This window comes from Streptomyces sp. LaBMicrA B280, assembly GCF_049222185.1.
Classification (GTDB): Bacteria; Actinomycetota; Actinomycetes; order Streptomycetales; family Streptomycetaceae; genus Streptomyces; species Streptomyces murinus.
This window is the reverse complement of sequence record NZ_JBMJCT010000023.1, coordinates 1-23381: the sequence shown is the minus strand read 5'-3', so window position 1 is coordinate 23381 and position 23381 is coordinate 1. Positions and strand designations below refer to the sequence as shown.

The 23381-nt window shown below is 72.7% G+C and carries 19 protein-coding genes and 2 pseudogenes; 13 read left to right on the top strand and 8 right to left on the bottom strand.

The features are described 5' to 3' along the window. Nucleotides 1–31: 31 nt before the first annotated feature. The 4 genes from ACLF5H_RS21445 to ACLF5H_RS21430 all read right to left on the bottom strand — a co-directional run bounded on the left by ACLF5H_RS21445 (nucleotide 32) and on the right by ACLF5H_RS21430 (nucleotide 3967). Complete coding sequence (locus ACLF5H_RS21445; protein WP_421677638.1) at nucleotides 32–1045, bottom strand: DNA-3-methyladenine glycosylase family protein; 1014 nt, start codon at nucleotides 1043–1045, stop codon at nucleotides 32–34. Nucleotides 1046–1135: 90 nt separating this feature from the next. Beyond that, a complete protein-coding gene (locus tag ACLF5H_RS21440) occupies nucleotides 1136–2458 on the bottom strand; it encodes a coenzyme F420-0:L-glutamate ligase (protein WP_421677637.1) in 1323 nt (440 codons plus the stop codon). Further along, the gene (cofD, locus tag ACLF5H_RS21435; protein ID WP_421677636.1) at nucleotides 2455–3414 is read right to left on the bottom strand and encodes a 2-phospho-L-lactate transferase; all 960 of its coding nucleotides are present in this window, start codon (nucleotides 3412–3414) and stop codon (nucleotides 2455–2457) included. The genes ACLF5H_RS21440 and cofD overlap by 4 nt, the downstream gene beginning before the upstream one ends. Nucleotides 3415–3448: 34 nt before the next feature. Next, a complete protein-coding gene (locus ACLF5H_RS21430) occupies nucleotides 3449–3967 on the bottom strand; it encodes a cysteine dioxygenase (RefSeq protein ID WP_421677635.1) in 519 nt (172 codons plus the stop codon). 621 nt (nucleotides 3968–4588) lie between these two features. On the opposite strand from ACLF5H_RS21430, the gene ACLF5H_RS21425 reads away from it, so the two are divergent. The 3 genes and pseudogenes from ACLF5H_RS21425 (at nucleotide 4589) to ACLF5H_RS21415 (ending at nucleotide 10365) form a co-directional block, all read left to right on the top strand. Next, nucleotides 4589–4852, top strand: coding sequence for a WhiB family transcriptional regulator (locus ACLF5H_RS21425; RefSeq protein WP_003975777.1), 264 nt, complete (start codon nucleotides 4589–4591; stop codon nucleotides 4850–4852). A gap of 224 nt (nucleotides 4853–5076) precedes the next feature. Next, nucleotides 5077–8851, top strand: a pseudogene (locus ACLF5H_RS21420) (glycosyltransferase). After that, entirely contained in the window at nucleotides 8848–10365 is a 1518-nt protein-coding gene (locus ACLF5H_RS21415) for a DUF5719 family protein (RefSeq protein ID WP_421677634.1), read from the top strand. Before ACLF5H_RS21420 ends, ACLF5H_RS21415 begins: the two are co-directional and overlap by 4 nt. Before the next feature lie 44 nt (nucleotides 10366–10409). Here ACLF5H_RS21415 and ACLF5H_RS21410 read toward each other — a convergent pair whose 3' ends face one another. Next, nucleotides 10410–10868, bottom strand: coding sequence for a MarR family winged helix-turn-helix transcriptional regulator (locus tag ACLF5H_RS21410; protein WP_421677633.1), 459 nt, complete (start codon nucleotides 10866–10868; stop codon nucleotides 10410–10412). Nucleotides 10869–10965: 97 nt separating this feature from the next. Between ACLF5H_RS21410 and ACLF5H_RS21405 the strand changes: the two genes are divergently transcribed. Beyond that, nucleotides 10966–11358: a nuclear transport factor 2 family protein gene (locus ACLF5H_RS21405; protein WP_421677632.1), complete on the top strand. Its 393-nt coding sequence runs from the start codon at nucleotides 10966–10968 to the stop codon at nucleotides 11356–11358. A gap of 66 nt (nucleotides 11359–11424) precedes the next feature. Here ACLF5H_RS21405 and ACLF5H_RS21400 read toward each other — a convergent pair whose 3' ends face one another. Further along, on the bottom strand, nucleotides 11425–11880 hold the full coding sequence (locus ACLF5H_RS21400) for a metallopeptidase family protein (RefSeq protein WP_421677697.1): 456 nt from the start codon (nucleotides 11878–11880) through the stop codon (nucleotides 11425–11427). Nucleotides 11881–12174: 294 nt separating this feature from the next. On the opposite strand from ACLF5H_RS21400, the gene ACLF5H_RS21395 reads away from it, so the two are divergent. The 8 genes and pseudogenes from ACLF5H_RS21395 to ACLF5H_RS21360 all read left to right on the top strand — a co-directional run bounded on the left by ACLF5H_RS21395 (nucleotide 12175) and on the right by ACLF5H_RS21360 (nucleotide 20731). Continuing rightward, nucleotides 12175–12597 carry a DUF3499 domain-containing protein gene (locus tag ACLF5H_RS21395; protein WP_079661865.1) on the top strand — a complete coding sequence of 141 codons (423 nt, stop codon included), beginning with the start codon at nucleotides 12175–12177 and terminating at the stop codon, nucleotides 12595–12597. Between the two features lie 171 nt (nucleotides 12598–12768). Next, nucleotides 12769–14133, top strand: coding sequence for a phosphomannomutase/phosphoglucomutase (locus ACLF5H_RS21390; protein ID WP_421677631.1), 1365 nt, complete (start codon nucleotides 12769–12771; stop codon nucleotides 14131–14133). Between the two features lie 112 nt (nucleotides 14134–14245). After that, nucleotides 14246–14416 (top strand): Trm112 family protein, encoded by a 171-nt coding sequence (locus ACLF5H_RS21385; protein ID WP_061444380.1) that lies wholly within the window; start codon nucleotides 14246–14248, stop codon nucleotides 14414–14416. A gap of 116 nt (nucleotides 14417–14532) precedes the next feature. Next, nucleotides 14533–15713: pseudogene (locus ACLF5H_RS21380) on the top strand (SIS domain-containing protein). A gap of 206 nt (nucleotides 15714–15919) precedes the next feature. Then, nucleotides 15920–17071 (top strand): mannose-6-phosphate isomerase, class I, encoded by a 1152-nt coding sequence (gene manA / locus ACLF5H_RS21375; RefSeq protein ID WP_421677630.1) that lies wholly within the window; start codon nucleotides 15920–15922, stop codon nucleotides 17069–17071. 129 nt (nucleotides 17072–17200) lie between these two features. Then, complete coding sequence (locus ACLF5H_RS21370; protein ID WP_421677629.1) at nucleotides 17201–18181, top strand: cation diffusion facilitator family transporter; 981 nt, start codon at nucleotides 17201–17203, stop codon at nucleotides 18179–18181. Nucleotides 18182–18477: 296 nt separating this feature from the next. Beyond that, nucleotides 18478–19935, top strand: a complete 1458-nt coding sequence (ahcY, locus tag ACLF5H_RS21365) for an adenosylhomocysteinase (protein ID WP_421677628.1) — start codon at nucleotides 18478–18480, stop codon at nucleotides 19933–19935. Between the two features lie 184 nt (nucleotides 19936–20119). Continuing rightward, nucleotides 20120–20731, top strand: coding sequence for a hypothetical protein (locus ACLF5H_RS21360; RefSeq protein WP_421677627.1), 612 nt, complete (start codon nucleotides 20120–20122; stop codon nucleotides 20729–20731). 85 nt (nucleotides 20732–20816) lie between these two features. Here ACLF5H_RS21360 and ACLF5H_RS21355 read toward each other — a convergent pair whose 3' ends face one another. After that, entirely contained in the window at nucleotides 20817–21809 is a 993-nt protein-coding gene (locus ACLF5H_RS21355; RefSeq protein WP_421677626.1) for an RDD family protein, read from the bottom strand. Nucleotides 21810–21953: 144 nt separating this feature from the next. Here ACLF5H_RS21355 and ACLF5H_RS21350 point away from each other — a divergent pair, with 144 nt between their 5' ends. Continuing rightward, nucleotides 21954–22961: a stage II sporulation protein M gene (locus tag ACLF5H_RS21350; RefSeq protein WP_421677625.1), complete on the top strand. Its 1008-nt coding sequence runs from the start codon at nucleotides 21954–21956 to the stop codon at nucleotides 22959–22961. Between the two features lie 202 nt (nucleotides 22962–23163). Here ACLF5H_RS21350 and ACLF5H_RS21345 read toward each other — a convergent pair. After that, on the bottom strand, nucleotides 23164–23381 hold a 218-nt coding region (locus ACLF5H_RS21345; protein WP_421677624.1), incomplete at its 5' end, for a hypothetical protein.

The following is a 23381-nucleotide window of genomic DNA, read 5'->3' as shown; positions in this document are numbered from 1 at the left end:
GGCCGGGGCGAGAAGGGGGGCTCGCCCCGGTTCAGAGCGACCCGATGTCCACCCGGGGCATCTTCGGGACGCGCCGGGCCGGGGCGAGACCGCTCAAGAGGATCAGCCGGGCGGCACGGTGCCGCTGACCGGCGTACGGCTCCAGCAGACGCAGCATCTCGGAGTCGTCGGCGTGCCGGTCGCCCGCCAGCGCCCACCCCACGATCCCCGGCAGATGCAGATCCCCGACCGTCACCTCGTCCGCCGCCCCATGGCTGCGCTGCACCACCTCCGCCGACGTCCACACCCCCACCCCCGGCACGACCTCCAGCCGCGCCCGGGCCTCCCCCGGGGGCATGTCCACCGCCTGCTCCATCCGCGCGGCCACCCGCACCGCCCGCAGGATCGTGGCCGCGCGCTTGTCGTCGACCCCGGCCTTGTGCCACTCCCAGGAGGGAATCAACGCCCACGTCCGCGCCGCGGGCATGACGAACATCGGCCGCTCACCGGAGCCCGCAGGGCCCGGCGCGGGCTCCCCGAACCGCCGCACCAGCAGCCGCCACGCCCGGTACGCCTCATCCGTCGTGACCTTCTGCTCCAGCACCGACGGAATCAGCGACTCCAGCACCAGCCCGGTCCGCGTGAGCCGCAACCCCGGCCGCCGATGCCGCGCCAGCGCCACCACCCGGTGCCGGGGCACGAACGCCTCCGGATCGTCGGCCGCCCCGAGCAACGCGGGCAGACCGTCGAGCAGCCACCGCGCCCCCGGCCCCCACGCCTCGCCGAGCACCTCACCGCCGTACGCCCGTACCCGCAGCGTGCCGGGACCGGCCGGGGTGCGGCACGCCCGCCACACCGACCCGTCCGCCGTGGCCCGGAACGTCGGATCGGCGGGCCCGCGCCGCAGCGGCCCGAGCACCAGGCCGAGATCGAGCGGTCCCTCGGGCACCCACCGCCGCACCCGCGCGGGTACCGGGACCTGCCGCGGTATCCCGCCCGCGGACACGCCGGCCTGCCCACCGCGCACAGCCGTACGCGTGGGCCGCTGAACGAAACGTCCTGCCACGGATGGATCCTCGGGTCGCCGGCGCGGCCGAATGCCGCGGTGCCGTCCTTCGAGACTAGGCGAGACCGGGCCCCCGCTCCCGCCTCCGTCTCATCGCACCTCGATGAACGCTCCCGCGTCCCGGTCCGGTCGCGGGCCCGGCGGCTGGGCCGGGTGCCCGATCGCCACCGCGCCCATCGGATCCCACTCCGGGGGCAGTCCGAGCGTCTCGCGCACCACGTCCCGGCAGAACATCGTGGACGACACCCAGGCCGAGCCGAGGCGCTCCCCGGCCAGCGCCACCAGGAAGTTCTGCACGCCCGCGCCCATGGCGACGACGAACATCTCCCGCTCGGCACCGTCGCGCCGCGCGTCCCCGTAGTGGTGCGAGCCGTCCATGACGAGGCACGGCACCGCGAGATACGGCGCGTCGCGCAGCACCTCGCCGCGCCGGACCCGCTTGGCGACGGACTCCTCGCTCTTGCCGTCCCGGCGCAGGTCGGCGATCCAGGCGTCCCGCATCGCGTCCAGCAGTTCGTTCCGCGACTCGGCGGACTCCAGCAGCACGAACCGCCAGGGCGTGGTGTGGTGCGGGGCGGGCGCCGTCACGGCCGCCGCCACCGCCCGCCGTACCGAACCCGGATCCACCGGCTCCTCGGTGAACGCCCTTACGGTGCGCCTCAGGGTCACGGCCTCGCGGACCGCCTCGGAGGTGCCGAGCCGGAACATGTCGTCGGCCGCGGCGCGCACCAGCGCCCGCGCGCCGGTGTCCGACTCGCCGCCTTCTCCCACCACCTGGGACAGGCCCCGCACCACCGCGACCGGCCGCCCCTCGGCCTTGCCCTTGACCAGGTCACCGGCGGCGGCCAGCTCGTCGGCCGTGGCCACCACGGTGGCGCTGAGCGGGTTGCCGTGCGCGTCCGTGCCGCCGCGCAGATCGTCCAGCACCCGCACTCCGGCGGCGCCGATCGCCACATCCGTGAGCCCCGCGCGCCAGGGGCGCCCGAAGGTGTCACTGACGATGACCCCGACCTCGACCCCGAGGACATCGCGCAGGCCGTCGCGGATCGCCCGGGCGGACGCGTCCGGGTCCTCGGGCAGCAACAGCACGGTCCCGGCAGGGGTGTTGGAGGCGTCGACCCCGGCCGCGGCCATGACCAGGCCCTGCCGGTTCTCCACGATCCGCAGGGCGCCCCGGCGGGCCACCACGCGCACCGTCTCCGCGTCGATCGCGGCCTCCCGGTCGGTGGCCTGAACAATCCGGCCCTCCGCCTTGGACACGATCTTGGAGGTGACGACCACCACGTCACCGTCGGCCAGGCCGGGCTCGGCGACGGCGATCAGCTTGGCGAGGTCGTCGCCCCGCTGCACCTCGGGCAGCCCGGCCGGCGCCCAGACCTGGAACGCGGGGCGCTCCGCGCGGTCCGTGCTCACGCGCCCCGCACCTCCTCGGCCAGCGTCAGCGCCTCCCGCGCCATCTGCGCGGTGGCGGCCACGTCGGTCATCATCAGCGGTACGGCGCGGCAGCGGATGCCGTCGGCCTCCACGCGCTCGACCACCGCCGCGTCCACGGTGTCGACCAGCCAGCCGTCCAGCAGGCCCGAGCCGTAGTGCTCGGCGACCGCGGCGGCCGTGGACTCCACGCCGACCGCGGCGAGCACCTTGTCGGCCATCCCGCGCACCGGCGCGTCGCCGACGATGGGGGACAGGCCGACCACGGGCACGCCCGCCTCCGCGATGGCCTCCCTGATGCCGGGGACCGCGAGGATCGTGCCGATGGACACGACCGGGTTGGACGGCGGGAAGAGGATGACGTCCGCCTCGGCGATCGCCTCCAGGACGCCGGGGGCCGGCTTGGAGTGCTCGGCGCCGACCGGGACCACGGCCTCGGCGGGCACACCGGCCCGCATCCGCACCCAGTACTCCTGGAAGTGGACCGCCTTGCGCTCGCCGTCGACCTCGACGGCCACATGCGTCTCCACCCGGTCGTCGGTCATCGGGATCAGCTTCACGCCCGGCTTCCACCGGTCGCACAGCGCCGCGGTGACCGCGCTCAGCGGATAGCCGGCGCCGAGCATCTGCGTCCGCACGATGTGCGTGGCGAAGTCCCGGTCGCCGAGCCCGAACCACTCGGGGCCGACCCCGTAGGCCGCCAGTTCCTCCTTGAGATGGAAGGTCTCCTCGGACCGCCCCCAGCCCTGCTCCTCGTTGATGCCGCCGCCCAGCGTGTACATCACCGTGTCGAGGTCCGGGCAGACCTTCAGCCCGAAGAGGTGGATGTCATCGCCGGTGTTGCCGATCACCGTGACGTCCGCGTCCGGCGCGGCCTGCCTGAGACCACGCAGGAACCGAGCACCACCGATACCGCCTGCCAGAACCACAATGCGCATGGGAACCAGTCTTGCAGGAGGGTCCGACAACGCGTCAGGCAGTCACCGGACGCGCCGCGCAGGAGGGAGAGGCGTGCGCCCCGGCGTGCGCCGCGGAGTGCATGGGCATCTCGGTGAGACCGGGGTAGTAGATGTGCAGGCTGACGGCTGGTTCCAGCGCGTCGTTGACGACCTCGTGGGCGTACCCCGGCGCGAACACGTGTTGTGCGCCGGGCGCGAGCGTCCTGGCACCGCGCCGGGTGTGCTCGGTGAGCGTGCCCTCCAGGACGGTGAGGACGCCGGAGGAGCGGCCGTGATCGTGCCGCCCGGTGCCCTGCCCCGGCACCCAGGACAGCAGCCAGACCTCGTAACCGGGGCCGGTGCGCAGCCGGTGGTACCAGCGGGTCGTGGCGTCGTAGCGCACGAGGTCCGCCCACTGACCGCGGTCGGCGGCGATGGCGCGGGCCAGACCGGCGAACTCGGCGACGGTGGCCGGGTGCTCGCGCGGCGGCTGGAGCAGATGCGGGACTTCGAGCAGGTCACCGGCGATCTGGAGGTCGTTGTCGCTGTTCATGGGGGTGTGCTGGTTCCTCGGCGAAGAAGAGTGGAAGCCCGGCGAAAGGGGCTGCGAGGGAAGGACGACCGAGCCGCGACAGGACGAGGCGTCGGCGACAGCCGGAGCGGAGACCCGAAAGAAAGCGGAAGGGTCCGGCTCAACAGCCGCGACAGCGACAACAGCTACAGCGGGCCCGGGCAGCACCGTGGGACCCGGCGGTGCGGGTCGAGGTGGGTACCGAGTTCGCGAGCATGCCCCCTAGGACAACGGTTCACACCAGTGCTGTCAACTCGATGACCGCCATGTGGGACACATTTCACCCCATCCGGGTCATCTGCCGTGCATGAGGTTTGCTGCCCGGGGCACCGGGACACATGGGGCACATCCGAGCGCTCGACGAGCGGCGCAACGCGATCGAACGTCAGAACGTCTTCCTTCATGGAGTGGATGAGTGTCGTGCTTTATGCCGATTTGAACACTTTCCGCATGGCCTTGGTTCCGCAGAGTGAATAACGGGCTCAATAGCAGATCTCGGCTTGACTCGCCCGGAGCAGCACACTTGTAATTTCACTCGTGTCGTTCAGCCGAAATCGGTAACGGCGTACGCACGGGGACGCGAAAGACAGACGAGGGGCGCACATGACCGAGCTGGTGCAGCAACTGCTGGTCGACGACGCGGACGAGGAACTCGGCTGGCAGGAGCGCGCGCTGTGCGCCCAGACCGACCCCGAGTCCTTCTTCCCCGAGAAGGGCGGCTCCACCAGAGAGGCGAAGAAGGTCTGCCTCGCCTGCGAGGTCCGCTCCGAATGCCTTGAGTACGCCCTCGCCAACGACGAGCGCTTCGGCATCTGGGGCGGTCTGTCCGAGCGGGAGCGCCGCCGGCTGAAGAAGGCCGCCGTCTGACCGCGAGCCGGCGCCGCGGGCACCCGGTACATACCCGCGCCATACCCGAGAAAACATCACGAACGGCCCGTGGCCCGTGGGTTATCCACAGGCGGCGGGCCGTCGTCGTGGACAGCCGATAGTGTGGTCGCTCGTCCGAGACGACCCGCTGTCCCCGCGAGCCCATCGAGGCCCGGGGACCGCAGGTGTCCACCGCAGTCCAGCGAACCGGGGCCCGTACCTCGATGTCCGTGCACAGCCATACGGCAGCCCAAGACCCGGCCGCCGCAGCAGCGTTCGACCCAGCCCACCAGGCGGCGTTCGACCCGGCCCGCCCCCCAGAGTTTCCGCGTCACGTGGTCACCGCCGTCCTCGTCTCCCACGACGGCGCGCGCTGGCTGCCCGACGCGCTCGCCGGGCTGCTCGGCCAGGAACGCCCCGTCCAGCACGCGGTGGCCGCCGACACCGGCAGCGCGGACAACTCCGCCCAGCTGCTCGGCGAGGCCCTCGGCGACGCGGGCGTGCTGCACCTCGCCCGCCGCACCGGCTTCGGCCAGGCCGTCGAGGAGGCGAGCCGCACCGTCCCCGTCCTCACCCCGGACGAGCTGCCCTACCTCAAGCGCCCCAGCGGCTGGGACCCGGCCACCCGCACCTGGCGCGACGACGCCTACGACCTCCCCGAACTGCCCTACGGCGAACCGGTCCAGTGGCTCTGGCTGCTGCACGACGACTGCGCCCCCGAACCCGACGCCCTCGCCCAGCTGCTCCGGGTCGTCGAGAACGAGCTCGAACTGGGCCGCGACGACGTCGCGATCGTCGGCCCCAAACTCCGCGGCTGGTACGACCGCAGGCAGTTGCTGGAGGTCGGCGTCTCCATCGCCCACTCCGGCCGCCGCTGGACCGGCCTGGACCGCCGCGAACAGGACCAGGGCCAGCACGACCACGTCCGCACCGTGCTGTCCGTCTCCACCGCCGGCATGCTGATCCGCCGCGACGTCTTCGAACAGCTCGGCGGCTTCGACCGCCGACTGCCCCTGATGCGCGACGACGTGGACCTGTGCTGGCGCGCCCATCTCGCCGGTCACCGCGTCCTGATCGCCCCCGACGCGGTCGTCCGACACGCCGAGGCCGCTTCCCGCGAGCGCCGCGCCGTGGACTGCGTGGGCCGCACCGCCGCCTCCCCGCACAAGGTCGACAAGGCCGGCGCCGTCCACACCCTGCTCGCCAACACCCGTACCGCCGCGCTGCCCTGGGTGATGCTGCGGCTCGTCCTCGGCACCCTGGTGCGCACCGTCGCCTACCTGGTCGGCAAGGTCCCGGGCCAGGCCGTCGACGAGATCCGGGGACTGCTGGGCACCCTGCTGCGGCCCGAGCGGATCATCGCCGCCCGGCGCCGCCGCGGCACCCCGCAGATCGGCAAGGACGAACTGCGCCCCCTCTTCCCCCCGCCCGGCGCCACCATCCGCGCCACCGTGGAGCAGTTCGCGGGCAATTTCACCAGCGGCTCCGACACCGACACCACCTCGGCCGGCCGGCACGGCGGCGCCGTGGAGTCCGGGCCCGGCGGCGACGACGCCGACTTCCTGGAGGTCGAACAGTTCGTCCGCCTCAAGCGGATCGCCCGCAGGCCCGGACCGGTGCTCTTCCTCGCCCTGCTGGTCATCTCCCTGGTCGCCTGCCGCGCCCTGCTCTCCGGCGGCGCGCTCGGCGGCGGCGCCCTGCTGCCCGCCCCGGCGAGCGCAGGTGAACTGTGGTCCCGCTTCGCGGACGCCTGGCACCCGGTCGGCGCGGGCGGCACCCCCGCCGCACCGCCGTACCTCGCCATCGTCGCCACCCTGGCCACCCTGCTGTTCGGCTCCGCCGGAGTCGCCGTCACCGTGCTGCTGGTCTGCTCGGTACCGCTCGCCGGATGCACCGCCTACTTCGCCTCCCGGCCCCTGGTCACCTCCCGGCTGCTGCGCGCCTGGGCGGCCATCGCCTACGCCTTCCTGCCCGCCACCACCGGCGCGCTGGCCGGCGGCCGCATCGGCACCGCCGTACTCGCCGTACTGCTGCCGCTGATCGCCCGCGCGGGCGTCGCCGCGAGCGGCCTCACCAGCCGCACCGGCGCCCGTGGCAGCTGGCGCGCCACCTGGGCGTACGCCCTGCTGCTGACCATCACCACCGCCTTCACCCCGATCGTCTGGCCCATCGCGCTGGTCCTCGGCCTCGGCGTGCTCGCGCTGCGCCGCGCCGACCTGATCGCCCACGGCCTGCGCCTGCTCGTGCAGCTCGGCACCCCGCTGCTGCTCCTCGCCCCCTGGTCGCTGACCCTGCTGCCGACCGGCTTCCTCAAGGAAGCGGGCCTCGCGTACGGCGCCTCGTCCGCCTCCGCGCTCGACCTGCTCGGCGCCAGCCCCGGCGGCCCCGGCACCACGAGCGGCCTGCTGCTGCTCGGCATCGTGCTCGCCGCCCTCGCCGCACTGCTGCGCTCCGAGCGGCAGGCCGGCATCCGCACCGCCTGGGTCGTCGCCCTGATCGGCCTCGCCCTCGCGGTCCTCGCCAACCGCTCCGCCTGGGCCGGACCGGCCACCCTCGTCTACGGCATCGCGCTGCTGGCCGCCGCCGTCCTCGGCGCCGACGGCGCCCGCGCGCGCGTGGCCGAGCAGAGCTTCGGCTGGCGCCAGCCGGTGGCCGCCCGGATCGCGCTCACCGCGGCCGTGGGCCGTGGCCGCCCTGATCGCGCTCACCGCGGCCGTGGGCCCGCTGCTGCTCGCCGCCGCCTGGATGGTCCGCGGCGCCGACGGCCCCGTGCAGCGCCGCGACCCGGCCCAGGTGCCCGCGTTCGTCGCCGAGGACTCCACCACCGGCGACCGGGCCCGCACCCTCGTCCTGGACAGCGACTCCACCGCGCACGTCGGCTACACCCTGGTGCGCGGCGCCGGCGCCCGCATGGGAGACGCCGAATTCACCGCCACCGACGGCCAGAACGCCCGCCTGGACAAGGTCGTCGCCAACCTGGTCGCCGGCTCCGGCGCCGACCAGGCCGACGAACTCGGCGGCTTCGCCGTGCGCTACGTCCTCGTCCACAAGGGCGCGCCCCGCGACATCACCCGCGTCCTCGACGCCACCCCCGGCCTGGCCCGGCTCAGCCAGCAGAACGGCAACGCCCTGTGGCGCGTCGACCAGGAGGTCTCCCGCGCGGTCATCCTGCCCGCCGGCACCTCGGACTCCGTCGACTCCGGCACCACCCGGCCGGTCGAGGCCGGACCGGTGGACATCCACACCACCGTCCCGTCCGGCTCGGACGGCCGTGTGCTGCGCCTCGCCGACAGCGCCGCCCCCGGCTGGACCGCCACCCTGGACGGCAAGCCGCTCACCCGCACCACCGTCGACGGCTGGGCCCAGGGCTTCCGACTCCCGTCCACCGGCGGCCGGTTGGACGTCACCTACGACGCGCCCCTCACCCACACCGCCTGGCTGTTCGCCCAGGGCGCGCTCGCCGTCGTCCTGGTCGTCCTCGCCCTGCCGGGCCGCCGCCGCGACGTGGACGACGACCTCCCCGAGGAGGAGCCGCAGCCCGCGGAGGTCCCCGCGGGCGAGGGCCGCCGCGCCCGCCGCCTGCGCGCCCAGGCCGAGGAGGAGTCCGCCGCGGAACCGCCCGCGGAGCAAGCCCCTGAGGCGCCCCCGGCCCCGGCCCCCGCCGAGCCCGAGATCCCGCACCAGCAGCCGTACGACCCCGCCTACGACGAGTCGTACGCCACCCCCTACGCGAACACCCCGTACCCGGGCTACGGCAACGACGCCTACCAGCAGGGCGGCTACGACCAGCAGGCGTACCAGACCGACCCCTACGGCACGGCGCCCTACGACCCGTACGCCTACGGCGGCACCGCCGAGCAGCACCAGCAGCCGTACGACCCGGCGGCGTACCAGCAGCAGGTCTACGACCCGGCGTACGACCCCGCCCAGCAGGGCTACGACCCCGCCCAGCCGCACCATGGCACCGGCAGCGAGCGCCCCGACGGGAGCCAGCAGTGAACCGCACCACCCTGTCCTTGATCGCCGGTGCCACCGCGCTGGCCGCCGTCACCGCGGTCGCCGCGCTGGCCACCCCGTCCGCGTCCGGCGCGCCCGCCCCGGGCGCCGCCGCCCAACTGCCCGTGCAGCGCACCGGTCTGCTGTGCCCGGCGCCCAGCGTGTCGGACATCGCGGACACGACGTACACCTCGTTCACGCCCGTCACCCAGGGCGCCGCGAGCGGCGGCAAGGCCCAACTCCAGGCCGCCCCCGTGCAGTCGGCGGACGGCACGGGCGACACCCAGCAGGGCAAGGGCAAGGGCAAGAGCGGCAAGAAGTCGAGCGCCGGCCAGCCGGCGCTCACCCCGAAGGCGCCCGGCACCCCGGTCACCGGCGACACCTCCGGCGCCGACACGCCCGCGCTGATCGGTACCGCGGACGGGAAGTTCGCGCCCGGCTGGACCGTGCAGGAGACCACCGAGATCGCCGCCGGTACCGGCCGCGGCCTCCAGGGCGTCAGCTGCACCCCCGCGGACACCGAGTTCTGGTTCCCGGGCGCCAGCACCGCCGCGAGCCGCACCGACTACGTCCATCTGACCAACCCGGACGACTCCGCCGCCGTCGTGGATGTCGAGCTGTACGGCAAGAACGGCGCGATCAAGTCGCCGCTGGGGGAGAACCTCACGGTCAAACCGCACACCAGCGAGCCGATCCTGCTGTCCACGCTGACCGATGAGCGGCAGGACGACCTGACCGTGCATGTCAGCGTGCGCAGCGGGCGGGTCGGCGCGACGGTGCAGGCGCTGGACGACAAGTCGGGCGGTGACTGGCTGGCCGCGGCCGCCGACCCGGCCGGCAGCCTGGTGCTGCCCGGCATCCCCAAGGACGCCACCGATGTCCGCCTGATCGCCTTCACACCCGGCGACGCGGACGCGGACCTCAAGATCCGCCTCGCCTCGCCCGACGGCCTGATCACCCCGGCGGGCAATGAGGAACTGCACGTCAAGTCCGGCATGACCACCTCGGCCGACCTCGGCCCGCTCACTCGTGGCGAGGCGGGGTCCCTGGTCCTGACCCCCACCGACCAGTCGGTGCCGGTCGTCGCCGCGCTGCGGGTGGTCCGGGGCAAGGGGGCGAACCAGGAGACGGCGTTCATCCCGGCCACCGCCCCCGTCGGCGCGCGCGCCACCGCGGCCGACAACAGCGCCAAGAACACCACCCTCGCCCTGACGGCGCCCACCGCCACGGCCAAGGTCAAGGTCACCGCCTCGGCGGGCAGCGACGGCGGTACGGCGGTCAGCAAGACGTACACGATCAAGGCCGGCACCACCCAGGACATCGACGCCCCGGTCCCCTCCGGCGCCAAGGGCACCTACGCCCTGACCGTCGAACCCCTCACCACCGCCCCTCTCTACGCCTCCCGCACCCTCACCTCCACCGACCCCTCCGGCTTCACCATCCAGACCCTGCCGAGCGACAGGGGCCTGGTCTCGGTGCCGAAGACGAGCGAGGACCTCTCGATCCTCCAGAAGTAGGGGCGCCCGGTCCGCCCCTCAGACGAACCTGTCGGACGAACGCGTCAGGCGAACGGACCCTCCTGCGTGAAGCGGTGCAGCCCCCGCGCGAAGGCCTCGGCCTCGCCCGGGGGCCATGCCGACAGGCTCGCCCTGATGTGGGCGGCCAGCCGCCCGCGCAGCTCCTCCACGGCCCGCAGCCCCGGCTCGGTGAGGACGAGCAACTGGGCGCGCTGATCGGTGGGATCGGGCTCACGCCGTACGAGACCGGCGTCCTGCAACCGCGAGGCCCGGCGCGTGACGCCGGAGCGGTCGAGGCCCACCTCGGGCGCCAGCTCGGCCGCGCTGCACGGGCCGATCCGGGCGAGGGCGCTGAGGACGGGGTAGGTCAGCTCGTCCACCGCCTCACCCATGCCCTCGGTCAGCTTCTGGTGCAGCCGTGTGCGCGTGGTGCGCCGCAGCAGCACCCCCAGGGCGTCCGCGATCTCCTGCCCGACTTCGTTTTCCGTATGCGAGGAATCCATCCCCCAAGAATAGCGTGCGCAGCGCACGCATTGGGTGTTACAGTCATGGCGAAGCGTGCGCAGCGCACGCATCTCGGATTCTTTGAGAGGACCTGCCATGACCCGCACCCGTATCGAGGCCGCCCTGACCGACCTGCTCTTCAATGAGGAGCTGACCCTGCAGGAGGCCGCCGACCGCCACTTCGCCCCGGAGTACCGCCAGCGCACGGACGGGGAGTGGGCGGACCGCGGCGAGTTCCTCGACCACATCGCCCACCTGCGCACCCTCGTCGCCGACGGGCACGTCGAGGTCCACGAGGAGCTGCAGGACGGCAACCGGTACGCCGACCGGCACACCGCCCACATCACGAAGAAGGACGGCACGACCGTGCAGATGGAGGTCTACGTCTTCGCCGACCTGGCGGCCGACGGCCGGTTCAGCCGCATCGAGGAGACCACCCTGATGCTCCAGGGCTCCAGCGCGGACCGCGACCTGGGCAGCGCCCGCTAGGGCCGCTCGTCCGGATCAGGCCCGACTCGCCGGCCGGGGCCCCTCTCCACGGGCCCCGGCGCCGCCCTATTCCTCGCCGTACCGCGGATCCACCGTCTCCGGCGTCAGCCCGAGCAGTTCCGCGACCTGCTCCACGACCACCTCATGGACGAGCGCCGCCCGCTCGTCCCGCCCCTTCGACCGGATCTCCACCGGGCGCCGGTACACGACCACCCGCGCCCGCCGCCCGTCCCGCGCCGGCGCGATCCCGCCGAGCGGCACCCCCTCGTCCCCCCACAGGGCGACGGACTCCTGCCCCTCCAGGCGGGGCACCTCCAGCACCAGGAACTCCACCTCGGCGAGCTGCGGCCACCGCCGCTCCAGCCGTTCCACGGAGTCCTGCACGAGATCGGCGAACACCTCCGCCCTGCTCGCCGCCAACGGCACCTGCGGCGGTGCGATCGGCCCCCGCATGCCCCGCCCGTGACGATCACGGCGACGGGGTCCGGGGCCTGCGGCTCGGGGCGGTACACGGTTGTCCATCACTGCTGAAGCGTAGTCCTCGGCCGCCCCGCCCGCCCGGCCGCACGCGCCAACCGGCCACCGGCGAATTCCTGTCGCGGGCTGACCGTTTCGGCCAAGGACCGGCTCTTTTCGGCAACTGTCCTCGAACTCCTCAAGTCCCCGGAACTCAAGCCAATTGACCGTATTTGTACTGACTCATGACCGGAAACAGTCCTGCCCCCACACCCCGCCGTCCCCTTCCGCGCAGCTCAACAGGGCCTGTTCTCAGGGGTATGTGGGGCGTCTCACAGCACGACACGGGGGAGTGACCTGGTGGAGAGTCGTCGCGGCCCGCTCAAGAGTGCGGTACCGTCCAACGTCGTGAGCCCTGTACGTCGCTGTTCGCGCACCGCCTGCGGCCGACCCGCCGTCGCGACGCTGACGTACGTCTACGCCGACTCGACCGCGGTCCTCGGCCCGCTCGCCACCTACGCCGAACCCCACTGCTACGACCTGTGCGCCGAGCACTCCGAGCGCCTCACCGCCCCGCGCGGCTGGGAGGTCGTCCGCCTCCTGGACGGCTCCGCCCCCGCCCGCCCCAGCGGTGACGACCTGGAGGCGCTCGCCAACGCCGTGCGCGAGGCCGCCCGCCCCCAGGAGCGCGCGGCCGGGGCCGGCGGCGGAGCCCGCACCGCGGACCCCATGGAGGTGGCCCGCCGCGGTCATCTGCGGGTCCTGCGCTCCCCCGACAACTGACGGACGCCCGCGGGGAGATGGCGGACGGTCCCCCGTAGGGGTGGCCGGAGCGCCACCCGCCCCCGCCACTCCTCCCGGTGACGACCGCGCGCCCCATCGGTGTCCGCACACCTCCCCCTTACCGCGGACGGGTAGTTTGTGGGGGTCCAGAGAACTTCAGGAGGGCTGGCCGTGACGGCTGATCTGTCGCAGATCGTGAAGGCGTACGACGTACGCGGAGTGGTCCCGGACCAGTGGGACGAAACCCTGGCCGGTCTCTTCGGCGCCGCCTTCGCACAGGTGACGGACGCGACGGCGATCGTCGTCGGCCATGACATGCGGCCCTCGTCCCCCGGCCTGTCCCGCGCCTTCGCGCGCGGCGCGGCCGACCGCGGCGTGCACGTGACCGAGATCGGCCTGTGCTCCACGGACCAGCTCTACTACGCCTCGGGCGCGCTGGACCTGCCCGGCGCGATGTTCACCGCCTCGCACAACCCGGCCCAGTACAACGGCATCAAGATGTGCCGCGCCGGCGCCGCCCCGGTCGGCCAGGACACCGGCCTCACCCAGATCCGCGAACTGGTCGAGAAGTGGCTGGAGTCGGGCGCCCCCGAGCCGGCCCCCGAGCCGGGCACCCTCACCTCGCGCGAGACGCTGGACGACTACGCGGCGCACCTGCGCGCACTGGTCGACCTGAGCGCGATCCGCCCCCTGAAGGTCGTGGTCGACGCGGGCAACGGCATGGGCGGCCACACGGTGCCCACGGTCTTCGCCGGCCTGCCCCTGACGCTCGTGCCGATGTACTTCGAACTGGACGGCACCTTCCCGAACCACGAGGCCAACCCGCTCGACCCGGCCAACCTCGTGGACCTCCAGAAGCGGGTCCCGGCGGAGGGCGCCGACCTCGGCATCGCCTTCGACGGCGACGCCGACCGCTGCTTCGTCGTGGACGAGAACGGCGACCCGGTCTCCCCGTCCGCGATCACCGCCCTGGTCGCCGCCCGCGAACTGGCGCGCAACGGCGGTGAAGGCATGATCATCCACAACCTGATCACCTCCCGCACGGTCCCCGAGGTCGTCCGCGAGAACGGCGGCACCCCGGTCCGCACCCGGGTCGGCCACTCCTTCATCAAGGCCGAGATGGCCCGCACCGGCGCGATCTTCGGCGGCGAGCACTCCGCGCACTACTACTTCAAGGACTTCTGGAACGCCGACACCGGCATGCTGGCCGCCCTGCACGTCCTGGCCGCCCTCGGCGGCCAGCAGGGCCCGCTGTCCTCGCTCGTCGCCCAGTACGACCGCTACCAGGGCTCCGGCGAGATCAACTCCACCGTCGCCGACCAGTCCGCCCGCCTCGCCGCGATCCGCGCCGCCTACGCGGGGCGCGCCGACGTCACCCTGGACGACCTCGACGGCCTCACCGTCTCCACCCCCGACTGGTGGTTCAACGTCCGCCCCTCCAACACCGAGCCGCTCCTGCGCCTGAACGCCGAGGCGAAGGACGAGCCCACCATGGCCGAGATCCGCGACGAGGCCCTGGCGATCATCCGGGCCTGACCCCGGGCGGCACCGGCGGGTCGCGGACGGTACCGCGACCCCCGCCCCACCCGCCCCACAGCGGTACGCTGACCAGCGGTCCAAGAAACCTCGCCCCGAAGGGACACACCCCATGCCGCTCGAAGCCGGCCTCCTGGAGATCCTCGCCTGCCCGGCCTGCCACGCCCCCCTCGAGGAGCAGGACGCCGAGCTGATCTGCACCGGCCAGGACTGCGGTCTCGCCTACCCGGTCCGCGACGGCATCCCGGTCCTCCTCGTGGACGAGGCCCGCCGCCCCGAGTGACGCGGCCCGGCCCGTCGTACCGGCGAGGACACCGCCGTACCGTCGGAAGCCCCCCCCGCACCCCGTAGCGTCGTAGATCGTCGTAGCCACCCCCCGGCCATCGGAGGCTGCCGCCCATGTTGGACGAATCGCTGCTCGACAGCCCGGAGGGCCTCGCCGAGGCCGACCGCCGGGGCCTGCTGCGTGGTGCCGCCGAGGCCGGCGCCCGCGTCCGCACCGCCGCCCGGCACGCCGCCGAGGCCGGTGTCGGCAACCTCAAACCCGACGGCCGCCCCCGCGCCGTACTGATCGCGGGACCCGGCGCCGCCGCCACCCACACCGCCGACCTCCTCGGCACCCTGGCGGGACCCGGCAGCCCCGTGGTCCGCCTCGCGCCCACCGGCGTCGCCCCCGCCGCGGGTGCCCTGCGCTGGGAACTCCCCGGCTGGGCCGGCTCGGTCGACCTCCTCCTGATCACCACCCCGGACGGCACCGAACCCAGCCTCGCCCTCCTCGCCGACCAGGCGTACCGCCGCGGCGTCACCGTCGTCGCCGTCGCCCCGGCCGACACCCCCCTCGCCGAGGCCGCCGGAGTCAGCCGCGCACTGTTCGTACCGATGGCGACGGCGCCGTACGACCATGAGGAACCGCTCGCCGCGTCCTCACCCGGCGTCTTCTGGGCCCTGCTGACCCCGCTGCTCGCGCTCCTGGACCGGATCGGCCTGCTCACCGCCCCGCCCGAGGCCCTGGAGAAGGTCGCCGACCGCCTCGACCGGATCGCCGAGCGCTGCGGACCCGCCATCGTGGCCTACAGCAACCCCGCCAAGACCGTCGCCGCCGAACTCGCCGACGCGCTCCCCGTAGTGTGGACCGAGGGCGCCTCCGCGGGCCCCGCCGGCCGCCGCTTCGCCGCCGCCCTCGCCGAACTCGCGGGGCGCCCCGCCGTCGTCGCCGAGCTGCCCGAGGCGCTCGTGTGCTCTTCCGATCTCGCCCCGCCGTCGTCGCCGAGCTGCCCGAGGCGCTCGCCGCGCACGGCGCCCTGCTGGCCGGACCGCTCGCCGCCGGCGCCGACCCGGACGACTTCTTCCGCGACCGCGTGGAGGAGGCACCCGCGCTGCACACGCGCGTGGTGCTGCTGCGCGACCGCCCGAGCGGCGGCCTCTCCGCCGCCCCCACCGCCCGTGACCTGGCCCTCAGCCACGACACGCCGATCAGCGAACTCGAACCCGAGGAGGGCGGCGAACTGGAGACCCTCGCGGAACTGATCGCCGTCACGGATTTCGCCGCCGTTTACCTGGCGCTCGCTTCCGGGGCCTGATCTGGCTACGGGAGAGCGAACTGGCGGACAAGGAGCAGGCCCGCCTGTTCACGCTGTTCCGGCACCAGATCTTCCCGGTCCTCACCCCGCTCGCCGTCGACCCCGCGCACCCCCGGGCCCGCCCCTCCACGGCCCGCACCCCGCCGCCGCGCCCCGCGCGAGGCCCGCCGGCCGAGCAGCGCACGCACGGAAGACAGAGAAGACACATGGACCGCCTCGACAACACCGTCCGCCCCTACGCCTGGGGTTCCGCCACCGCCATCCCGCAGCTGCTCGGCGTCGAGCCGACCGGCGAACCCCAGGCGGAGATGTGGATGGGCGCCCACCCCGGCGCCCCCTCGCGCACCGCGCGCGGCACACTCGCCGAGGTGATCGACGCCGACCCGGAGCGCGAACTGGGCAAGGAGACGGTGGCCAGGTTCGGCCCGCGGCTGCCCTTCCTGCTGAAGATCCTCGCCGCCGGCGCGCCCCTGTCCCTCCAGGTGCACCCCGATCTGGAGCAGGCCAGGGAGGGTTACGACGACGAGGAGCGCAGAGGCGTCCCGATCGACGCGCCGCACCGCAACTACAAGGACGCCAACCACAAGCCCGAACTGATCTGCGCCCTCACCGAGTTCGACGGCCTGTGCGGCTTCCGCGAACCGGCCCACGCCGCCGAACTGCTCGCCGCCCTCGGCGTCGACTCCCTCAAGCCGTACGTCGATCTCCTGGGCGCCCATCCCGAGGAGGCGGCCCTGCGCGAGGTGCTCACCGCGATCCTCTCCGCGGACCGCGACGACATGGCCCGTACGGTCGCCGAGGCCACCGCGGCCTGCGCCCGCCTGGGCGGCGACCACGCCCCGTACGCCGACCTCGCGCACCACTTCCCCGGCGACCCCGGCGTCATCGCGGCCATGCTGCTCAACCATGTCCGCCTCCAGCCCGGTGAGGCCCTGTTCCTGGGCGCCGGTGTCCCGCACGCCTATCTCGACGGCCTGGGCGTCGAGATCATGGCCAACTCCGACAACGTCCTTCGCTGCGGTCTGACCCCCAAACACGTCGACGTGCCCGAACTCCTGCGCGTCGTCCGCTTCGAGGCGGGCGACCCCGGCGTACTGCGGCCGGAGGCCGCCCCGGACGGAGAGGAGGTCTACGAGACGCCGATCGACGAGTTCCGGCTCTCCCGGTACACCCTGGCCGAGGGCGGCGCCGCCCACGACCTCACCCGGGACACCCCGCAGATCCTGCTGTGCACGGCCGGCTCCGTCCGCGCGGGCGAGCACGAACTGGGCCCCGGGCAGTCGGTGTTCGTCCCCGCGGGTGAGCGGGCCGGGATCTCGGGCGCGGGTACGGTCTTCCGCGCCACCGTACGCGTCTGACGGATCGTATGACCGGGGCTGTGGATACCTGACGCGTCGGGGCCCGGCCGGGCTGCAAGAATGGCCCACCGGCAAAGGCCGGGCAAAGGCGCAGAGACCGAGCAGAGACCGAAGGGACAACGCGGACACATGAGCGCGTCAGGCGGTACCAGGGCGATCGTGGCGGCACTGGGCGCCAACCTCGCGATCGCGGCATCGAAGTTCGTGGCGTTCGCCTTCAGCGGCTCGTCCTCGATGCTCGCCGAGGGCGTCCACTCGCTCGCCGACTCCGGCAATCAGTTCCTGCTGCTCGTCGGCGGCAAGAAGGCCCAGCGCGAGGCCACCCCGCAGCACCCCTTCGGCTACGGCCGCGAGCGGTACATCTACGCCTTCCTCGTCTCGATCGTCCTCTTCTCCATCGGCGGCATGTTCGCCATCTACGAGGGCTACGAGAAGGTCTCCCACCCGCACGCCCTGGACAACTGGTACTGGCCGGTGGGCGTCCTCGTCTTCGCGATCCTCGCCGAGGGCTTCTCCTTCCGCACCGCGATCAAGGAGTCCCAGGAACTGCGCGGCTCGCTGTCCTGGTCGCAGTTCATCCGCCGCGCCAAGGCCCCCGAGCTGCCCGTCGTCCTGCTGGAGGACTTCGGCGCGCTCATCGGTCTCGTCCTCGCCCTCGGCGGCGTCGGCCTCTCCGTGCTCACCGGCGACGGCGTCTGGGACGGCGTCGGCACCATCTGCATCGGTGTCCTGCTCGTCTGCATCGCCCTGGTGCTGGCCGCCGAGACCAAGTCGCTGCTGCTGGGCGAGGCGGCCGGCCTCGACGTGATCAAGAAGATCGAGGCCGCGACCGTCGACGGCGCCTCGGTCGCCCGCATCATCCACATGCGCACCCTGCACCTCGGCCCCGAGGAACTGCTGGTCGCCGCCAAGATCGCGGTCCGGCACGACGACACCGCCGCCGAGGTCGCCGCCGCCATCGACGCCGCTGAGGACCGCATCCGCACCGCCGTCCCGATCGCCCGTGTGATCTACCTCGAACCCGACATCTACAGCGAGGCCGAGGCCGCCAAGGGCCCGGACCCGTTGGCGACCCCCGGCGGCCCGAACCCGCACGTCGGCGGCCACTGACCCGGCACCGCCCACCCCGCCGGGGACCGCGCGGCCGTCTCGGATACGGCTTGAACCAAGCGGACGCGGACTGTGGGCGACCGGGCGGTCCGGTGTAGCTTGGGACGAAGCCAGACGTCGCTGCTGATGGCGGTCGGGCGGTCCCCTAGCGGACCGTCCGAGGGAGAGAGGGCCTCCGACGGACTGCGCTGCGCGCACGCGGGCACCCCTGTGCCCTCTTCCCGGGCATCCGTATGTCCGCCGCCGCGCAGACCAGCCGTACCCACCCTCGCCCCGATTCCGAGGAGCAGCTCGCAATGACGACTGTCGACAACCGACAGGACTTCAAGGTCGCCGATCTCTCGCTGGCCGAGTTCGGCCGCAAGGAGATCACTCTCGCCGAGCATGAGATGCCCGGCTTGATGGCGATCCGCAGGGAGTACGCCGAGGCGCAGCCGCTGGCCGGCGCCCGTGTGACCGGTTCCCTGCACATGACGGTGCAGACCGCGGTGCTGATCGAGACCCTGGTCGCCCTCGGTGCCCGGGTCCGCTGGGCGTCCTGCAACATCTTCTCCACGCAGGACCATGCGGCCGCCGCCATCGCCGTCGGTCCGAACGGCACGCCGGACAACCCTCAGGGCGTCCCGGTCTTCGCCTGGAAGGGCGAGACCCTGGAGGAGTACTGGTGGTGCACCGAGCAGGCGCTGACCTGGCCGGGGGAGCCCACCGGCGGTCCGAACATGATCCTGGACGACGGCGGTGACGCCACCCTCCTCGTCCACAAGGGCGTCGAGTACGAGAAGGACGGCAAGGTCCCCGGCCTGGAGACCGCCGAGTCCGACGAGCACCGCGTCATCCTCGAACTGCTGCACCGCACCATCACGGACGGCTCGCAGAAGTGGACCCAGCTGGCCTCCGAGATCCGCGGCGTGACCGAGGAGACCACGACGGGTGTGCACCGTCTGTACGAGATGCAGCGTGACGGTGTGCTGCTGTTCCCGGCGATCAACGTCAATGACGCGGTGACGAAGTCGAAGTTCGACAACAAGTACGGTTGCCGCCACTCTCTGGTGGACGGCATCAACCGTGCCACCGACGTCCTCATCGGCGGCAAGACCGCCGTCGTGTGTGGTTACGGCGATGTGGGCAAGGGCTGTGCGGAGTCGTTGCGGGGTCAGGGTGCCCGGGTGATCGTCACGGAGATCGATCCGATCTGCGCGCTGCAGGCGGCGATGGACGGCTATCAGGTGACGACGCTGGACGAGGTCGTGGACAAGGCTGACATCTTCGTCACCACGACGGGTAACAAGGACATCATCATGGCCTCGGACATGGCCCGGATGAAGCACCAGGCGATCGTGGGGAACATCGGTCACTTCGACAACGAGATCGACATGGCCGGTCTGGCGGGGATCCCGGGGATCGTCAAGGACGAGGTCAAGCCGCAGGTCCACACGTGGACGTTCCCGGACGGCAAGGTGATCATCGTGCTGTCCGAGGGTCGTCTGCTGAATCTGGGCAATGCGACGGGTCATCCGTCGTTCGTGATGTCGAACTCGTTCGCGGACCAGACGCTGGCCCAGATCGAGTTGTTCACCAAGCCCGACGAGTACCCGACCGGTGTGTATGTGCTGCCCAAGCACCTGGACGAGAAGGTCGCCCGTCTCCACCTGGACTCCCTCGGCGTCAGGCTGACGACGCTGCGTCCGGAGCAGGCGGCGTACATCGGTGTCGAGGTCGAGGGTCCGTACAAGTCGGACCACTACCGCTACTGACCGCCCCCGAGCCGCGTCACCGCGTCTCGGCCAGGTCCCCAGAGGCAGGCCCCCGCACCCCCGTGCCGGGGGCCTGCCCCTTTGTGGCCGGTCCGGTCCGGCCCTCACGCACCCGTCCGGCGCGTCACCCCCCGGACCGACGTACCGCGGCGACGACCCGAGCCCGTCACGACCCAGGACCTCCATGCCCCGCGGCCGCTATTCGCTCCACGATCCGCACGATCACACCCCCCTCGGTGAAGAGCACTTCCAGTGCGCCCCCGGCCCGTCCGGCTGGCGCTATGTCTCCCGGCTGACGACCCCCGCCGGCGACCAGCGTGGTTCGGTCGACCTCGCCCTCGACGACCTCGGCCGTCCGATCCGCCTCGAACTCCACGCGGGCGGCTGGCAGGTACGCGGTGCCGCCCTCGACGGCGTCACCTGGGTCCGCACGGACCCCACCGGAACCCATGCCACCGAAGGCAATGTGCGCGCCCACGCCTTCACCGGCACGTCCCCCGCGTTCCTCGTCGCCACCGCTCGGCTCCTGCGCCTCACCCCCTCCTCCGCGACCCGCGTACGACTCCTCGCCCTCACCGACCCGGTCCTCGCCCCCCGCACCGTGGACCAGTCCTGGGCACTGGTGAACAGCGAAGCACACGCCACTGACAACGGCCCCCTGACCGTGGAGGAATACCAGGTCAGCGCCCTGGACACGGGCGAACAGCACACCGTCCACATCGCCGGGGACGTGGTCCTGGCCGCGCCCGGGATCGAGCTGGAGGACCTGGAGTCACCGCCGTCGACGTTCCGCTGAGCGGCGGGTCGTACGACGTCCGTCCCACGCGGGGGAGCCGGAACTCGCGCGGGGGAGCCGGGAGGGCCGCGCTCCGCACCCGGCGCTACGCGGGCGGCGCGAACCCGGTGGCCGGCCGCTCGCCCGACTGCTCCCGGGAGGCGGGCGCGACCGGCGGCTGCTCCCGGGAGGCGGGCGCGACCGGCGGCACGGCGGGCGGCTCCGGCTGGACCGGCGTCGGGCCCCGGTACACCGCCCGGCCCTCCGCCTCCCCGCCCGGCTCGGTACCCGGCCCCGCGTCCACCCGGGCCGCGAACGGGACCTGGCCCGCCACGAGCCCGTCCGCACCGGAGGACCGCCCGGCCTGCCGCGCCTCCCGCGACTGACGCTCATGCACCACGGCGGCCAGGAAGACGGCCGGAGGAAGATCGACGGGCAGCGGAGCCCCCGTACGCGCCGCGAGATCACCGGCCAGCCGCTGCGCCATCTCCGACGACACCCCGGGATCCAGCTGCCGCATCCGCGTCAGGTACTGCCGTACGGCCAGCCACAGCCCGTCCGGCACGGCCGACAGGTCGAGACCGGTGAACCGCCGCACGAGATGCGCAGGCGGAGGCGCGACAAGGCCGGTCTGCCCCACCGGGATCCGCTCCCGTACGACGAGGGTCCCCGCGAACACGTCCCCGAGCCGCCGCCCCCGCGCCGAGACCAGCGACGCGATGGACGCGATCGTCCCGAACGTCATGAGGATCTCGACCACCCCGATCGAACCCCGCACCAGCGCGTGCCGGAACCGGATCGGCCCGCCGTCGTCCCGCACCACCCGAAGCCCCAGCGCCAGCTTCCCGAGCGAACGGCCGTGGCTCAGCGTCTCCACCGCGATCGGCCCCCCGACGGGAACCAGGAGGAACGTCGCGATGCCCAGCGCCGTCTGTGCGGCACTGTCCAGGGAGGACGTCGACACCACGAGCACCATGGTGACCGCGAGGTACGTGACCATCGCCGCCGCCAGGTCGAGCAGTACGGCCAACGCCCTGCTCGGAAACTTCGCCGGCAGCAGTTCGAGCGCCACCGCCTCGCCGGTCACCAGCTCGCTCACGCCCGCCCGTCCTTCCCCTGGTCCGCCCCTGAGCGGCAAGTCTGCCAAGCTGTGGGCGCGTTGCGTGTCAGTACGACAAGCTGACAGCAAACACGATCATCGACGACGATCAGTCGGCGACCGGCCGAGGAGCAGGCAGACCCGATGGACCTGGACGTCTTCGTCTCCGCACACCGAGCCGAATGGGACCGCCTCGACGCCCTGCTCAGCCGTCGACGCCGCCTCGACGGCGCCGAGGCCGACGAACTCGTCACCCTCTACCAGCGCACCGCGACCCACCTCTCGCTGATCCAGTCCAGCGCGCCCGACCCGCAGCTCACCGGGCGGCTCAGCCAGCTCGTGGCTCGTGCGCGCAGCGCCGTCACCGGTGCCCGCACCGCCTCCTGGCGCGATGTGACCCGCTTCCTGACCCGCGGCTTCCCGGCCGCCGTCTATCGCGCGCGCCGCTGGTGGATCCCCACGGCACTCGTCTCCACGGCCGTCGCGATCCTCCTGGGCTGGTGGATCGGCGCCCACCCGGAGGTGCAGTCCGCCATCGCCGCACCCGCCCAGCTGCGCCAGATGACCCGTCCCGGCGGTGAGTACGAGACCTACTACTCCAGCCACCCGGCGGCGTCCTTCGCCGCCCAGGTGTGGACGAACAACGCCAAGGCCGCCGCGATGTGCCTGGTCCTGGGCGTCTTCCTGGGTCTGCCGGTCCTGTGGATCCTCTTCGAGAACATGCTCAACCTCGGTGTCGGCTTCGGCCTGATGTCCTCCGCCGGCCGCCTCGACACCTTCCTGGGCCTGGTCCTGCCGCACGGCCTGCTGGAACTGACCGCGGTCTTCGTCGCCGCGGGTACGGGGCTGCGCCTGGGCTGGACCCTGATCGACCCCGGCCCCCGCACCCGGCGTGCCGCCCTCGCGGAGGAGGGACGGGCCGCGGTCGGCATGGCGATCGGCCTTGCCCTTGTCCTGTTCGTCTCCGGCGCCATCGAAGGGTTCGTGACACCGTCCGGCCTGCCCACCTGGGCCCGTATCGGTATCGGTGTCCTGGCCGAGGTGGCGTTCCTGACATACGTCTACGTCCTCGGGGGCCGCGCGGTGCGTGAGGGCGAGACGGGTGACCTCGACGCGGCGGACCGCAGTTCCTCCGTGCCCACCGCCGCATGATGTGCGTCCGGCCCCTCTGAGCTGCTAGTCTCCTCTTCGCCCACAAGAGCCGTTGACAAGGGTCGTGTGGGGAGGTAGATTCAAACAGTTGCCTAGAACTGGACACGTCCGGTGGCGACCGCTAGACTCTACTAGCTTCCAAGAAGTCGCTATCGACATTCAAAAGAAGCATCCTCCCGATTACTCAGAAATGAGCGGCCGGTCAGACCGGCCAAGAACTTCTGATAAAGTCGGAATCGCCGGAAAGGGAAACGCGAAAGCGAGAACCTGGAAAGCACCGAGGAAATCGGATCGAGAAAAGATCTGATAGAGTCGGAAACACCGAAGGGAAGCCCGGAGGAAAGCCCGAGAGGGTGAGTACAAAGGAAGCGACCGTTCCTTGAGAACTCAACAGCGTGCCAAAAGTCAACGCCAGATATG